Source organism: Paenibacillus sp. (assembly GCF_035645195.1).
Taxonomy (GTDB): Bacteria; Bacillota; Bacilli; order Paenibacillales; family YIM-B00363; genus Paenibacillus_AE.
This window is the reverse complement of the sequence record NZ_DASQNA010000016.1, coordinates 83974-98759: the sequence shown is the minus strand read 5'-3', so window position 1 is coordinate 98759 and position 14786 is coordinate 83974. Positions and strand designations below refer to the sequence as shown.

The window sequence follows — 14786 nt, the reverse complement described above, 5'->3', positions numbered from 1 at the left end:
CAATAGGGCGCCTTTCATTTTTTGAGGAAGACGGCCGTTATTCGTCATCCGAATCCAAAGACAGTTTTTTCACGGGGGCATAGATGTGGTAGGTCGATTCGAGATGATGAACATCATCGAAGGCTTGTATAAGTTCGATATGCGAATCTTCGGGTTCCTGCCTGGAAATCTTCAGGAATCTTGCGTAATCCGTCTTGAGAACATCGCCTATATCCAAGAGATCGCCGAAGTATTTGAATTTGGCGCAGAAGAGTTGGGGGACATCGACCGTAAAATAAAAAGGTTTATCGATCCGAACGTCATAAGGGATTCCGAACAAGACCTTAAATTGCGTTGAGTCGGGCTGGCAATTGGAATACACCACATAACATGGACCATGTACGGTGGTATCGATTTCTTTCAACAGCTCCTGGGCATGTGAGCGGATCTTCGTCTTATAATCATCCGCGGCCAGGTCCACTTCGAAGGCGATGCCGCTCATCTTGGTCGATTGGAATTCTGTTAAGGTGAAGTCGGCCACGATATCGCCATTGATGTTCTTAATAGGCCTTCTAACCACGGGAGGCACGGGAGTCTGGGAAATATGTATTTCTTGTTCTTTGAGGGAGCTTGGCGCGATACCGTAGTGGTCTTTGAAAGCGCGGGTAAACGACGAAGGAGTCCCGAAGTTTAGCTGATAGGCGATATCGGTTATGGACAAACGCCCGCTTCGAAGGAGCGGGAGGGAAGCGTTCAACCTTCTGGATCGGATGTAGCTGTTTAGCGAACAACCCATCATGGCGGAAAACAGTCTGTGGAAGTAAAATTTGGACATGTTGAAGGAGTCGGCCATCGAATCCAACGATAAAGGCTGGTCTAAGCTGCTCTCAATGCGGAGTAAAGAACGCTCGATGATTTCGTAATGGTCCATAGTAATCTCCAATCGCGGGATGAACGAAATGTTCGCAATTTTACGTATAGCTGAAGCCATATTCATTCAGCTTAGTATTAATTATGAGGCAAACCGTATAGAAAATGAAGGAAATCTTCTCGGGATTTTTATTCCCAGGATTCGGTCGGTTTGTACGAAGAAGGCGCGAGATCGAGGACAAGTTTAGGGATCGAATGAGAGCGAGAAAGGCTGTCTCGATTTAGGATATAATGTTCTAAAGGGTTATCCGTATCGGGATGGCTTGCTTGTTTGTTCAGCATACTGCTTGAGGGGACGATGATGAAGTGAAGGTTGGCAGGAGAATCAGATATAGCGCAATTCGGCTTTTTCGAATTAACACGGGAGCGCATAAGGTGGCTTTAGGGTTAGTAACAGGCTTTTTCCCGTGTTGGTTTCCCACTTTCGGCATCGGACCTTTACTTTCTGTCACCCTTACAAAATTCATGAGAGGCTATACGGTGGCGGCGGTGATCTCCGCTGCGCTCGGGTCTTTTTTGTGGCCGGTCCTTTTTTATTTCAATTATGCGACAGGACGCATCCTTCGGAGTTCCTTCCATAGGGCGGATCCGCCTATGACGGTTGAAGAAGTGGAATATACGGAAACCGCGACGCTTCTTCAAAAGTTAGGGAATTTAGGCGTTGAATTTCTTGTAGGCAGCGCAGTGAACAGCATACTTTCCACCATCATCGGGTATTTCCTGTTCCGCTACCTGTTCAAGAAAATAAGACCGACGGTGATGAAGTGGTTGAAGCATAGCAATGGCCGTAAAAAACTGGGGATGAACTGAAGGGGCCTTGGATGGATATGGATGTTTTAACTCACAACGAACGGATCAAGATCCGGAGAACGAGCAGCGAAGCGGATGTAAACTACGTGGTCGCGGCCGAACTTGACGAGGCGAATCGTCCGTAAAATACGGGACGGACGCAAGCGGGTACATAAAAGCTTGGACGTATTGGAAGACGCGCGGAGGATTGAAGTAATGCGGGGGCACGAGAGATTGCCCGTGCTTAAATTTCGGTATTACATCGTAATATTAAATATTGAACGGTGGTACTGGGTTTGCTACAATGAATCTCAAAGGCGAAGGTCCAAATTATTTATGAGCTAAGGTACAAGTAGATGAGCACAAAAAAGCGAAAATACCATTCGGAGCGAAGGGCGCGGTCGAAGGAAGAAACGGTGACGGCCATTTTGGATTCGGCAGTAAAGCTGCATGAGCAGGGGATCACTTCGATTCAAGCGCTGGCGAACGATGCCGGGGTGTCCGTCGCCAGCGTGAGAAAATATTTCCCTACTCAGGAGAAGTTGTTCCGGGGTTGCTCCGCTCACTTCTATACAAAGCAAACTCCCCCCTCTATTGAGCTTTGGGAAGGGGTGGCTGACCGGGATGACCGGATCCGCATTTGCGTGGAGCGGATTTACCCTTTCTTGGAGGCGGCGATGGGCGTTATTGGGTTGGCGTATCGTCTCCAAGACGAATCGGAGGCTATGAAGGAGAATGTGATGGCGATCGAGCGGTACTTGGATGCTGCCGTGGATACCGTTCTTGGGGGAGCAGGCCAAGATGCTGAAACAAGGAAAGCCGTCCGATTTATTCTGCATCCGTTATCGTACCGGAATATGCGGATACACGGGGGATTACAATTTGACGAATGCGTCAAGTTTTCATCCAATATGTTGGCCATGCTTATCAAATGAGGAGCAGAAAGGACGGAAGCGCAGTGGCGAAAATTGATGAGGTTGCCCCGGACGTCTACCGAATTTCCTTGTACAGCCCGGAAGCGGGTATGCAGTTCAACCATTTTTTAATTAAGGATGAGGAGCCTCTGCTTTACCACGCAGGATTCAAAGCGATGTTCCCGGCTCTGAAGGAGGCCGTTGGCAAACTGATCGATCCCACGGCATTGAAGTGGGTGGGGTTTAGTCATTTCGAATCCGACGAGTGCGGGGCGTTGAATGAATGGCTCTCCCTCGCTCCGCAGGCGCAAGCCGTAACGGGAATCGTTGGTGCCCTGGTGAACCTTAATGATTTTGCCCTTCGGCCCGCTCATATTTTGCAAGACAAAGAAATTCTCAGCATAGGAAAAAAACAATTGCGGTATTTGAGGACGCCTCATGTGCCGCACGGTTGGGACGCAGGGTTATTCTTCGAGGAAATCGATAAAACGCTGTTTACGTCCGATTTGTTTCATCAAAATGGCGATGTTGAAGCGATTACTTCGAACAGCTTATCGGACCGGTGCAGCGAGTTGCTGCAGGGGATGCAGCAAAGTCCTTTTTCCGATTATATTCCCTATAGTCCTCATGTAGATAACATTTTGCGTGAATTGGCGAGTTATGAACCGGAGACGCTGGCGGTAATGCACGGATCATCTTTTTCGGGTGACGGGAAGAAAGCGATTCACGAACTTGCCGACGTGTGGAAAGAAGTGCTTGGTTGAAGCGACACGCTCACTCCATGGAGAACCGTGGGGTGATTTTTATTTTTTCATACATACGGTATTTGTCGAGATTGAAAAAAGATGAATCCATTCGGTAATGTATTACGTATCTAATGCTGAGCAACAATGAATATGTTGGCAAGACATCTTACCACGGTTGCAGAGGGGAGAAATCAAGTTGGAGTCATTGTGGTTGGAGTATGCATGGGCTTTACTGATTTTGATCGGATTGGAAGGGCTGTTGTCGGCTGACAATGCGCTCGTGTTGGCGGTCATCGCCAAGCATTTGCCGGACGACCAGAAGAAAAAGGCGATCAACTACGGCATTATCATGGCCTTCGTGTTCCGGTTTGCCGCTCTTTTTGCGATTTCGTTCATTGCGAATGTGTGGCAAGTGCAGGCGATCGGGGCAGCCTATTTGCTGTACTTAGGGTTAAAACACGTGCTCCAAACGAAATTCGGCAAGAAAACCGAGGCCGTGCATAAGGAAATTAAGCAAGAAGTCAAAGGAAAAGGATTTTGGCCTACGGTGGGGAAAATTGCGCTGGCGGACCTCGCCTTCGCGATCGATTCCATTCTCGCCGCGGTAGCGCTCGCGCTCGGTCTGCCGGATTCGCCGCTGGACGAGTTCGGCGGGATGGACGGAGGACAATTCATCGTCGTCGTGCTCGGCGGCGTTGCCGGCTTGGTGTTGATCAAGTATGCGGCTACTTGGTTTGTTAAGCTGCTGGGACAACGTCCCGCGCTGGAAACGACGGCCTATGCGATCGTAGCTTGGGTCGGGGTCAAGCTTGCGATCATTACGCTGGCCCATGAGGACATCGGAGTGCTGGATCACCACTTCCCGCACAGCACGGGCTGGACGTTAGTGTTCTACGGCGTCTTGGTAGCGATCGCCCTCCTGGGCTGGTTTGCCCCGAATAACAAGCCTTCGAAAGCGGGCAATGCGTAAGGGGATTTTCGAATGGTCTGCCGGAAACGACAGGCCATTTCTTTTTTCATCCCCAATAAACACAGCCGGCCTTTCGCGAAGGTGCCGACTGTATGTTTATCGACGGAAACACCGTTACCCTTTGATCCCGGTTAAGGCGACGCTTTCGACGAAATATTTCTGCGCGAGGAAAAAGAGGACAACGATCTTATGTCGAATGGGAAAAGCTGATGGCCGCCTCGGCGATGTTATAATTGGATTGCATGAAGGCATACAGCCCGAGCGACAACGTATACTGGCTCTGGTCGTTCACAGGTTCCGTCGAACATAGATCCTTATTGCGCTTGTCGTTCCCGAAGCAGCAGCAGCATGCCGTACATGATCGTAGATGCGCACCATCCAGTGTAGACCGAGTACATGCCGCCTTCGTCGATGTGGTTGTTTTGGTTCGCTCTGCCGTCCCATTGCTTCGTATAGGCGTTATAGGAGCCGCGCCACGCCCCGTCCCAGTAGGGAGATTCGCCGCTGCATTGAATCGAAGCGAGGAACGCGGCGAGCTTCTCCGCACCTTCCAGGTATTCGGCGTTGTTCGTAGCTTTGTAAGCTTCGAACAGCGCCATTAAGGCGAAGCCTTGCGTGTATACCAAGTCGCACAGCTGCTCGTTGTTTTGCAGGGCGCCATCCTTCGTCAGCGCGTCGTTGTTCAAGATGCCCCCGGACGGGTGCTGCAGATGCAGCGTGTACCGGCCGGCCTTGTCGAGCGCGGCGAGGAACTTCGGGTCGCCGGTTTCCCGATAAGCGACGGCGAACGCATAGACCGCCTTCGCCGTCTCCGACGATACCGGGCGCCAATCCTCCGTTTTCATTAACTCGTACGACGTCTTCATCCGTCCGTCTTCCATTTGAAGGGACAGGTAATAATCGAACGCCTTCAACCCCGCCCGTTTGTACTTTTCATCGCCCGTGACGCGGGATAGCGTCAGCAGTCCCGAAGCCAACCAGCCGACGAAATCGGGACCCAAGTAGTAAGGTTGGGTTTTGCCGTCGTTGCGGTAAAAGTACCCTTCCGGACGCTGGATGCCGACCCAGTAGTCCGCTAGTTTGACCGCGCTCCGGAGCAGCCGTTCGTCCGGTTCGAGCTCGTGCATGTGAAGCAGGCCTAGCAAAATTCTTCCGTTGTCGTTCTGGTAAACGTAGTAGCCGGACCGGGATTGCGTTTCATAGCCGTCGACCAGATAAAACGGGAACGAGCCGTGCCAAGCAGACATGTCGTCGAGCTCCTGCGCGCGCATCAACCAGCTTTTGATGTTCTCGTTCAACGGTTCGTATCGGTCGTTGCCGGCGACTTGCTTGTACAATGTCAGCACCCGAGCGATTTCCGTGTTGCAATCCGGCCGCACCCAGTTGACCCGAACGTTCTCGTCGATCCGAATTCGCTCGTACACGCCGTTGTACCCGTTCTGGAACGTCAGCATGTGGGTTTCGATCCAACGCAAGCAGTTCTCTACATTCGACAGCAATGATGGGTGTGTCATGGGGGTCTCCTTCGGTCTCGTTTATGGTGAATGATGCCAGACTTGCGCTGCGGCGCCGATGACGCCGGATCGGTTGCCGGAGAGGGCGGGGAGCAGCTTCACGTGCTTCCACATCGCCGGGGAAGTGCGCGGCGCCGTCGCCCGTTCGATCGCCGGCAGCAGCGCCGGCACGCGGTCGAGCATGCCGCCTCCGACAATAATAGCCTCGGGGTTAAGCGCATGGATGATGCTGGCGAACGCGGAACCGAGGGCTCCGAGCACGACGTCCATCACCTCGGCCGCCGCCGCGTCGCCCCGCTCCCATGCGGACAGCAGCCCGGCCGCGTTCAGCTCCCAAGCGGGAGGGGAGAGGCCGTCGAACATATCCGCGAGCAGCCGATGGATGCCCGAGCCCGACGCGTACAGCTCGAGGCAGCCGAAATTGCCGCAGCTGCAGCGCGGTCCGTTGAAGTCGACGGACAGATGCCCCAGCTCGCCCGCGCCGCCGTATGCGCCGTGCACGATCGCGCCGTCCTGCACGATGGCGCCGCCGATGCCGGTGCCGAGCGCGACGCACACGAAGTGCCGCGCGTTCTTGCCGGCGCCGTAATACTTCTCGGCGAGCGCCAGCACGTTGACGTCGTTGTCCACGTACACCGGCAGCGCCGGAAACCGCTCCGCCGTCAGTCGCCGGATCGGCGTGCCCGTCCAACCGGGGATCGTATCGACCGCGAACGCGACGCTGCCGTCTTTCGCGTCGATCTGCCCCGCGGCGCCGATGCCGATGCCTTCGATCGGCACGTCCGGCGCCGACGCCCGCATGTCCGCCAGCAGGCTGTCGATGCCCGCGAGCATTTCGCTCATAATGCTATTGGCGCCGCCGTGCGACGGCGTCGCCGCCGTCCGCTCGCGCAGGACGCGTCCCTCTTGGTCGACGACGGCGAATTTAAGGCTCGTGCCGCCGATGTCTACGCCGATTGCCGCCTTCACTGTGCGCTTCCCCCTCATCATCCGTATTCCGGTTAATAGAGTTTGTCCGCGACCGCATTGGCCGTCTTCGTAATCGATTGGACGGAAGGCTCCTTGCGCGAGACGATGATCAGGCTCGTCAGGATATCGAGCACATGCATCTGCGCGATCTTGGTGGAGAGGCTGCCGCCTTGGAACGGAGATTCTTTCGCCGGGACGAGCAGCACGACGTCCGCGTGCTGCGTGATCGGCGACCGGCCATGGCTCGTGAGGCATATCGTCGTCGCGCCGTTCTTCTTCGCGGTCCTCATCGGGTCGACTAAATCCTTCGTGCTGCCCGACGTCGAGATGCCGAACACGACGTCGCCTTCGCCGACGAGCGCCGCCGACATCGCGATGATGTGGCCGTCGCGTTGAACGTCCGCATTCAGCCCGATACGCATGAAGCTGTAATACGCATCCATCGCCGTCATCCCGGAGGAGCCGACGCCGTAAATGTGGATCCGCTTGCCCGACGCGAGCGCCCGGACGGCCTCCTCCAAAGCATCGGCGGAGAGAAGCGCTCCCGTGTCTCGAATCATCTGGGCATTCCGATCCGTAAGCTTCTGCAAGATCGCGACCGAGCTGTCTCCGTCCTCGATTTCGCCGGTGTAATGCTTCGGTTCGCTCACGACATGCTGAGCGATCGCCAGCTTAAACTCGTGATATCCTCCGAAGCCGAGCTTCCGGCAAAAGCGGATGACGGACGTTTCGCCGACGCCGGCCTTCTCCGACAAGTCGGTGATCGTGTACAATACCGCCTCCTCCGGATTCGCCTGAACCGCCTCGGCGACTTTCTTCTCCGCCTTGGTCATGGAGGAATAAATGCTAGAGATAGTAAGCAGGACATTTTGCGTTTGCGGGGCTTTCGTTTTCACCCGAAATCACTCCTCGACCATTTCTTTGAAGGAGGGGACGGCCGTCCCGATCGCTGCGACGAATCGTTTCGTAATCTCCTGAGGCCGAGTAATCGCGGTGCCGATCACGACGGCATGCGCGCCGGCGTTCATGCAGGCGAGGCAGTCTTCGATCGTCCAGATGCGGCCTTCCGCTAAAACCGGAACGCGCTTGAGCTCGGCAAGCCGCCTGACCAGCTCGATATCCGGACCGTCCAACTGAGGGCTGTAAGGCGTGTACCCGGACATCGTCGTGGAGACGAGTTCGACGCCGAGCTCCATCGCGCAGACGCCCTCTTCATAGGTCGAGACGTCGGCTACGATCATGACGCCCGGCAGTTCGGCGCGTATCCGGTTCAACAAGCCGCTAAGGGGGACGCCGTCAGGGCGTTCGCGGTTCGTGGCATCCAGCGCGATGAAATCTGCGCCCGCCTCCGCGATTTCTTTCGCTTCCTCGAATGTAGGCGTGATGTAGACGTCGGAACCGGGGTATACCTTCTTATACAAACCGATGACCGGCAGCGAACACCGCTGTTTAATCGCCTTGATGTCGACCGCCGTATTCGCGCGGATGCCCGCCGCCCCGCCTTGTTCCGCCGCCGCCGCCATAGCCGCCATATGATGCGCTCCGAACAACGGTTCCTCGGGGAGCGCTTGGCACGAAACGATACATCCTTTCGCCAAGCGTTCCAGTAGTCGAGTATTCATTGCTGACTTCCACCTTTTCCCTCATAGGTTACGCATCGGAATGCGGTATTGCCGGTTTCTTCTTCATGAAAACATCATAATCGCTATTACGACGTTTTGAAAGATATTTTTTTTATTTTATAAAAATATTTTGGAGATTTTCTTCATTTTGCTCCAAAAAGGGCTTCGGGGCTGCCGGCTTTTCCTCCTGGAATGGGCATTTGGGAAGGGGGAGGTTGGGAAGCGAAATGACGAGGAACAAAAAAACAATCCGGCGCAGCTGCCGGATTGTTCCGTTTCGGAAGGTAAGCTTTTCGCTTATGCCGAGACCTCGGCCGGTACAATGCTTCTGTTCATTTTCGCCTGTTTGGCGAAGGCGAAGCCGAGGGAAATGTGGCCGGCGAGGGTGGCTAGCCAATACACGGGGATCAGCACGAAAGGGAAGGTGAAGCCGACAATATGAGATACAAAAACAGTCAGCATAATGAGGGCGGAGATGAAATACAACACGAGAATGTACGTCGGAACGTTCTTGACCGAGCGGGCGATGGAGATGAATAACAAAATGCCGACCCCCCACAACAAATTCGCCATGTCGATGCGGGACTCGACGAATTGAAACACCGTCATTTGAATTTGGCGGATCATCTCCTGCGTTTCCGGCGCGGCTTCTCCGTATCTTTTCGCCATATCGAGCCCGATCGTCCATTGCGCATTCCCGGCGGACATCGGGATAATGAATCCCACGGCTAAGGCGCCCAGGAACGTGCTTTGCAGCGGATGCTGATGTCTGTAAAGACGGGCCAACGCGAGGAAGAACACGATGACGGAACCCCACAGCAGCGTGAGCGCAAGCCCGAGCAGGCGCAAGAAGAAGGGCTTTTCGGAACCGGCCACCATATAAGCCAATCCCATCGGCGTGTCGCCGGAAACGCTAATGAGGCTCCCGACGGCCGTAAACAGCAGCAAAACCGGAATCGGCATGAGAAACATCCATCTCGATAAAAACTTCAACCACAGGGCTTCTTCTTTCAATGCATACGCCTCCAGTTCCCCAATTGATATCCAAAACGATCGTACACCAGAGATTTCTGTTATAAAATGATACCTAGGTATACATTTGCGGCGGGGGGCGGCGATGATAAACGTCGAATCGACAAGAAGGTGGGAGCGGGAACAGTTCGAAGAGGCGTTGATCGGCGCCGAGGGTACGTCCGGAGCTAGCTTCCTCCTGTATATGCACGGCATTAGCGGCATCGGGAAGACGACCTTGCTCGACCGATTCGAGCGGATCGCGCAAGACAGGAAGATGAAGTGGTTGACCGTCAACGGGAAGGATTCGATGTTCGCCGAGGAAATTTTCCTCAAGGGCTTGCTGCGGTCCGTAGGTTGTCCTGCCCTCGACGAGAGCGGATCGGTACGCGACGCTTACCGAACGGCGGCGTCCGCCGTGAACGAACAGGCGAAATCCGTTCCGATCGTAATCGCGATCGACCATTACGAGTACATTATGCCGTACGACTCGGCTTTCCGAGAATGCTTCATCAATCGATTGGACTCGCGCGTTCAGGTCGTCGTGGCCAGTACGCAGGTCATGCCCGCTCTTTGGATGACGGATATGCAGCCTCGCAGGCGAATCAAGGTCATCGAACTGCAGCCTTTCGCTTACGAGGAGGCGATGCTGCTCTTATCGGAATCCGGATTGGACCTTCCGACGAAAGAAGCAATATGGGAAATCACGCAGGGACATGCGCTGTCGATCGCCTTGGCGGTGTCGTGGATTCGTTCGAATGCGGCGATGTCTTTGGAGCGCGTGAGGGAAAACATTCACCAGGAGATGGCGAGGCATTGGTATCGAGGGATTGCCAGCGATGCGCTCAGAGACTTGGTGACGGCGGCCTCTTTGCTGTTCCAGTTCAATCAAGAGATCTTGGAAGCCGTACTGCAAACGCAAGTCAGCGCCGAGCAGTTCCACGAGCTCACCAGTTTTTCCTTCGTCCGACTTACGCCCAAGGGATGGTACGTCCATGATCTTGTTCGGGAGGCGGTGCGTTCGGATTTCCATCGAAGATTGCCGAACATGTATAACGAGTACATGAAGCGGTGCGCCTTTTATTACTATCATGTTCTGAAGAACGCTTTTAAGCGGCGCAAGGAAGAACTGGTCGAGGATTTTTATCATTTCTACTACTACACCGGGGACGAAGAGCTGCGGGAGCTCTATTTCCGAGGCAAAGCGCACTCAGGGAATTACTATGAGCCGATGATGCCGGAGGCGTATGCGGAAGTTCAGGAATATATCCGGCAGCGAAAGCGAACGGTGACGGTTCCCCATGCGTTGATCGCTTTGAACGGGATGACCGTCGATCAGCATCAGCGTTTGACTTCCAAGGAGTTCGATGTGATTCAGCCGGAGGAATTTTTGGAGCTGGGCGAAAACAGCGTGCGGCTGCTCAGGAACGAAAGGAAGGAACTGATCGGTTTATCCGTGGTCATCCCGATGGACCGGTATCCCCGGCATGCGGCGGCCCTCCCGGTCGTCGGCGCCTACATCCGCGCTCAAGGATACCGCCCGGGCGACGCCGGAACGGGGACGGCATGGTTTCTGCGAATGATGGATTGCATCATGCCGATGACCGATGAAACGTCGAGAACCGATCTGTTGAAAAATTTCCTGAGCTATCTCGGTCCGAACCGGCTCCTGGTCACTTCGACGGCTTTCCCGGGGTTGTCTAAGGTGTACGAAAACCTCGGGTTTAAGAAGATCCCCGGCCTGACGCATGCCGAATTCGGCGACGAGTTTCAGGCACAGTTTTACGCTTTGGACCTCAGAGGAGAGAGCTTCTATGCTTTCCTGGACAATAAGATGCGCGGAGCGGGGTACAGCCTGCCGGCGGCAAGCCGCTTGCCCTTAACCAAGCGAGAGCAGGAGATCTCGGACCTGATTTTGTCTTGCAAAACGAACGAAGCGATCGCCGGCGAATTGTTCATCAGCATCGTAACGGTCAAAAAGCACATCGGCAGCATCTTCAGCAAAGCAGGTGTCAAAAACAGGGCGCAATACATTCGGTTGATCACGGGGATGCAAGAATAGCCGGCCGTTACGAGCCGACCGGCGTTCCGAACACAATTTCCCGGATTTCTTGTTCCGTCAGGGCGGCCGCATCCAGCTCGGGGTTCAACACCTCGTCGATCAATTGTCTCTTCCGGTGCTGGAGCTCGTACATCGTTTCTTCCATCGTCCTTCGAGCAATCAGGCGGATGATTTGGACGACGTTCTTCTGACCGATGCGGTGGGCGCGGTCGGCGGCTTGCTGCTCGACCGCGGGGTTCCACCACAGATCGTACAGGATGACGGTGTCGGCGCCGGTGAGGTTCAACCCGGTTCCGCCCGCCTTCAGCGAAATCAGGAAAATATCCATCTCCCCGTCATTAAATCGGCTGCAGAGCTCGACGCGCTCGCGGGCGGGCGTCGTGCCGTCCAGGTAAAAATACGGCAGTCCCTGCTCGGAAAGGGCTCTGCCGATCAAGGCGAGCATCTCGGTAAATTGAGAGAAAATAAGCACCCGTTTCCGATTCGCGAGGCATTCCTCCACAATATCCTTCAGTTGCTCCAGCTTGGCGGAGCCGCCTTCGTAGCCTTCCAGGAACAGGGCGGGATGACAGCAAATTTGCCGCAGCCGGGTAAGACCGGCCAAAATTTTGATCCGGCTCTTCTGAAATCCGTCCACGCTCAGATGCTTCAACGTTTCCTCCTGCAGCTTGGCGAGATATGCGGCGTACAGCTTCTTCTGTTCCGGCAACAGCTCGACGGGCTTCAACGATTCCAGCTTGTCCGGAAGATCTTGAAGCACGTCGCGTTTCCACCGGCGCAGCATGAACGGCCGCGCCCGCCGGGCGATCTCCTTCTTCGTTAAGTTGCCGAACGCCTTCCGATCTTGGAACAAGGCCGGGAATACGACGTTGAAGATCGACCACAGCTCCTCGAGACGATTCTCGACAGGGGTTCCGGTCAAGGCGAATCGAGTTTCGGCTCGGATGGATTTGACCGCCCGGGCGGTCTGCGTCGTATGGTTTTTGAACGCCTGCGCCTCGTCGAGGATTAGGGTGTGGAACGGCTGCTCGGCATATCGCCGAATGTCCCGCAGCAACAGCGGATACGAGGTGATAACGACGTCCGTCTCCGCGAACCGGAGCATCTTGCGGACTCGCTCCGGCTGGCTGCCGTCCGCGACGATCGCGCGGATCCCCGGGGCGAACTTGCGCAGCTCGTTGCGCCAATTGTATACGAGAGACCCCGGGCAAACGACGAGCGCCGGCATGCGCCGCTGCCGAATGTCCGGCACGACCGAAGCGATATAAGCGATGCTCTGCAGCGTCTTCCCGAGTCCCATATCATCCGCCAATACGCCCCCGAACCCGTAATGCGCGAGCGTCTTCAGCCACTGGTACCCGAATTTCTGATAATCCCGCAGTACCCCGGCCAACTCGGGGGGGAGCGGGAAATCGAGATGGTCGGGGTTCCGCAGATCGTCGAGGACGCGGCGGACCGGCTTGTCGAGCTTAACCCCTCCGTACGTGTGGTCGAGCATCGGAATCGCGCGGACGAGAGGGACGCGAATGCCCGAGCCGGCGATATCCGTATAGAGGAGCCCCGTCTCGTTGAAAAATTCCGCGAACGCTTGAAGCTCGGCGGTGTCGAGCGGCAGCAAGGAGCCGTTCGGCAGGCGATAATATTTGCGCTTTTCCTCTAGCGATTTCACCAAATTCCGGATTTCCGTCTCCGGAATCCAGCCCATGTCCAGACGGAATTCCAGCCAATTCAGCCGTTCCGCCGCGTCGGCCTTGACGCTGACTTTGGGCATCGTCTCGATTTTCTGGACCCGCTGCTTCACGGCCGTCGTGGCGTAAACGTTCATCAGCTTCTCCAGCTGGGGAACGACGCGATACAGGAAATCGAACTCCGCCTCTTCGTCGCTCAAGAAATATCCGCTTTCCGTCTTCGTGAACGGGCTTTGTTCGATCAGATCGAGAATGCGCCGTTCTTGCTCCGCGTCTCGAATGACGATGCGTCGGCCGTCTTGGCGTTTCCGCCCGTCTTCGGCAGGATTGATGACGACTTCGTCATAGTGGAATTCGACGGAGGCGAGCAGGCGATCTTTGACCCGGTCCAAATACAGCTTCGCCCGCAGCTTGGATTTGGCGACGCGATTCGCGATGGCAGGGGAGATGACGACATCTCCTACCTTACTTAAGCCGGGTATCGCCTTTTCGATGAACGATGCCAGCTGGCCGCCGCCGACCGGGATTCGGTCCGTCCCCGACTCGCGCAGCATCGTCGTCAGCGCTGCCAGACGCTTGCATTGCTTGGCCGGGAGCGGGAACAGCCGGCCCGCGAGGAACGCCGTTTCGTACGGTTCCAAGACCGTCAGCGGCTGTAGACCATGAACGCACAATTCATATTGGTCGGAGCCTGCCTCCCTCAGTTCGAAGCGAAGAGGAAGGGGTTCCTGGGAAATTTCGATCCGCTCATAGGTTTTGTCGCCATCTTTGAGGGTCGTTCTGGGCGCTTGCGATAACAGGGACAGGAAACCGGGCCAAGCGGAAGGCGGGATGACCAGCAATCGGTCCGTCTCCCGATATGCCGCGTCATGCTTAACGATATCTATAAGGGCTTGCAGCACGGCTTCGTTTTCTTTCGCAAAGCTGTGCAGTTCAGGGTCGTAGCGAAACTTCGATGAGAACGGGTAGCTTTCGCCCCGGTCGAGCCGTTCGAGAAACGAAGCGATGTTCTGGACGATATAGAGCGCCTTCGGCCCGATGCGAAGCTCGACCCCGAACAACGCGGCGTTCGGGTTGTGGGAGAGGAGCTTCAGGACGAACTCCGCCTCTAGCGGCGTTCGCGTTTCCAATAACGTTCTATTGTGAATGGGACGGAGGGGCTTCTCTTCGAACAAGCCGAGAATGCGCTCGGCGAGATCCGTCGGATCGGCGCGGTCAGGCGCTTCCGCCGCCCCGTGGCGGATCGCCTGTGCCGCTTCATGATCGGATTGTTGGAGATCGTATAGGCGAATCAGCGCGGCGGCAATATGATGGCAGAACAAATCGAAGGAGCCGAGCGAGGGGCAGCTGCACTGCGCCTCCGGCTTGCCGTTCGAGTCGAGCGTCAGGGTCGCGATATGAGGGCTCGCGCCGCCCAACTCGGCGGTATACGTGCCGGTTCGCGGATCCATGTGGACGAATCGGACTTGATTCGCGCGGAACAACCGCTCGCCCTTCTGATAAGCGTAGGTGCCGCACCATTGCTTGATCGATTTTTTCGTTAACCATACGCTCATCGCCCGTTACCTTCCTAACGTGTGAATGCTTTTGAC

At 55.5% G+C, this 14786-nt stretch carries 12 protein-coding genes; 5 read left to right on the top strand and 7 right to left on the bottom strand.

Annotated elements, in window-relative coordinates:
* Window positions 1-37 precede the first annotated feature (37 nt).
* Complete coding sequence (locus VE009_RS07975) at window positions 38-910, bottom strand: AraC family transcriptional regulator (protein ID WP_325006861.1); 873 nt, start codon at window positions 908-910, stop codon at window positions 38-40.
* Between the two features lie 305 nt (window positions 911-1215).
* Here VE009_RS07975 and VE009_RS07970 point away from each other — a divergent pair, with 305 nt between their 5' ends.
* The 4 genes from VE009_RS07970 (at window position 1216) to VE009_RS07955 (ending at window position 4328) form a co-directional block, all read left to right on the top strand.
* A complete protein-coding gene (locus tag VE009_RS07970; RefSeq protein ID WP_325006860.1) occupies window positions 1216-1719 on the top strand; it encodes a DUF2062 domain-containing protein in 504 nt (167 codons plus the stop codon).
* Between the two features lie 335 nt (window positions 1720-2054).
* A complete protein-coding gene (locus tag VE009_RS07965; protein WP_325006859.1) occupies window positions 2055-2633 on the top strand; it encodes a TetR/AcrR family transcriptional regulator in 579 nt (192 codons plus the stop codon).
* Window positions 2634-2656: 23 nt separating this feature from the next.
* Window positions 2657-3376 carry a hypothetical protein gene (locus tag VE009_RS07960; protein WP_325006858.1) on the top strand — a complete coding sequence of 240 codons (720 nt, stop codon included), beginning with the start codon at window positions 2657-2659 and terminating at the stop codon, window positions 3374-3376.
* A gap of 178 nt (window positions 3377-3554) precedes the next feature.
* The gene (locus VE009_RS07955; protein ID WP_325006857.1) at window positions 3555-4328 is read left to right on the top strand and encodes a TerC family protein; all 774 of its coding nucleotides are present in this window, start codon (window positions 3555-3557) and stop codon (window positions 4326-4328) included.
* Window positions 4329-4642: 314 nt separating this feature from the next.
* On the opposite strand, the gene VE009_RS07950 is transcribed toward VE009_RS07955, so the two are convergent.
* The 5 genes from VE009_RS07950 to VE009_RS07930 all read right to left on the bottom strand — a co-directional run bounded on the left by VE009_RS07950 (window position 4643) and on the right by VE009_RS07930 (window position 9447).
* Window positions 4643-5842, bottom strand: a complete 1200-nt coding sequence (locus tag VE009_RS07950; protein WP_325006856.1) for a hypothetical protein — start codon at window positions 5840-5842, stop codon at window positions 4643-4645.
* A gap of 21 nt (window positions 5843-5863) precedes the next feature.
* Window positions 5864-6811: an ROK family protein gene (locus tag VE009_RS07945; RefSeq protein WP_325006855.1), complete on the bottom strand. Its 948-nt coding sequence runs from the start codon at window positions 6809-6811 to the stop codon at window positions 5864-5866.
* A gap of 32 nt (window positions 6812-6843) precedes the next feature.
* A complete protein-coding gene (locus VE009_RS07940) occupies window positions 6844-7707 on the bottom strand; it encodes a MurR/RpiR family transcriptional regulator (protein WP_325006854.1) in 864 nt (287 codons plus the stop codon).
* 6 nt (window positions 7708-7713) lie between these two features.
* Window positions 7714-8433, bottom strand: a complete 720-nt coding sequence (locus tag VE009_RS07935) for an N-acetylmannosamine-6-phosphate 2-epimerase (protein ID WP_325006853.1) — start codon at window positions 8431-8433, stop codon at window positions 7714-7716.
* A gap of 297 nt (window positions 8434-8730) precedes the next feature.
* The gene (locus VE009_RS07930) at window positions 8731-9447 is read right to left on the bottom strand and encodes a hypothetical protein (RefSeq protein ID WP_325006852.1); all 717 of its coding nucleotides are present in this window, start codon (window positions 9445-9447) and stop codon (window positions 8731-8733) included.
* 103 nt (window positions 9448-9550) lie between these two features.
* Between VE009_RS07930 and VE009_RS07925 the strand changes: the two genes are divergently transcribed.
* Window positions 9551-11506 carry a LuxR C-terminal-related transcriptional regulator gene (locus VE009_RS07925; protein ID WP_325006851.1) on the top strand — a complete coding sequence of 652 codons (1956 nt, stop codon included), beginning with the start codon at window positions 9551-9553 and terminating at the stop codon, window positions 11504-11506.
* A gap of 7 nt (window positions 11507-11513) precedes the next feature.
* Here VE009_RS07925 and VE009_RS07920 read toward each other — a convergent pair whose 3' ends face one another.
* Window positions 11514-14750, bottom strand: a complete 3237-nt coding sequence (locus VE009_RS07920; protein WP_325006850.1) for a DEAD/DEAH box helicase — start codon at window positions 14748-14750, stop codon at window positions 11514-11516.
* Window positions 14751-14786 lie beyond the last annotated feature (36 nt).

Coding starts and splice junctions, on each gene's coding strand:
- VE009_RS07920 (WP_325006850.1), bottom strand. CDS start 14,750: ATGAGCGTATGGTTAACGAAAAAATCGATCAAGCAATGGTGCGGCACC.
- VE009_RS07935 (WP_325006853.1), bottom strand. CDS start 8,433: ATGAATACTCGACTACTGGAACGCTTGGCGAAAGGATGTATCGTTTCG.
- VE009_RS07925 (WP_325006851.1), top strand. CDS start 9,551: ATGATAAACGTCGAATCGACAAGAAGGTGGGAGCGGGAACAGTTCGAA.
- VE009_RS07965 (WP_325006859.1), top strand. CDS start 2,055: ATGAGCACAAAAAAGCGAAAATACCATTCGGAGCGAAGGGCGCGGTCG.
- VE009_RS07975 (WP_325006861.1), bottom strand. CDS start 910: ATGGACCATTACGAAATCATCGAGCGTTCTTTACTCCGCATTGAGAGC.
- VE009_RS07950 (WP_325006856.1), bottom strand. CDS start 5,842: ATGACACACCCATCATTGCTGTCGAATGTAGAGAACTGCTTGCGTTGG.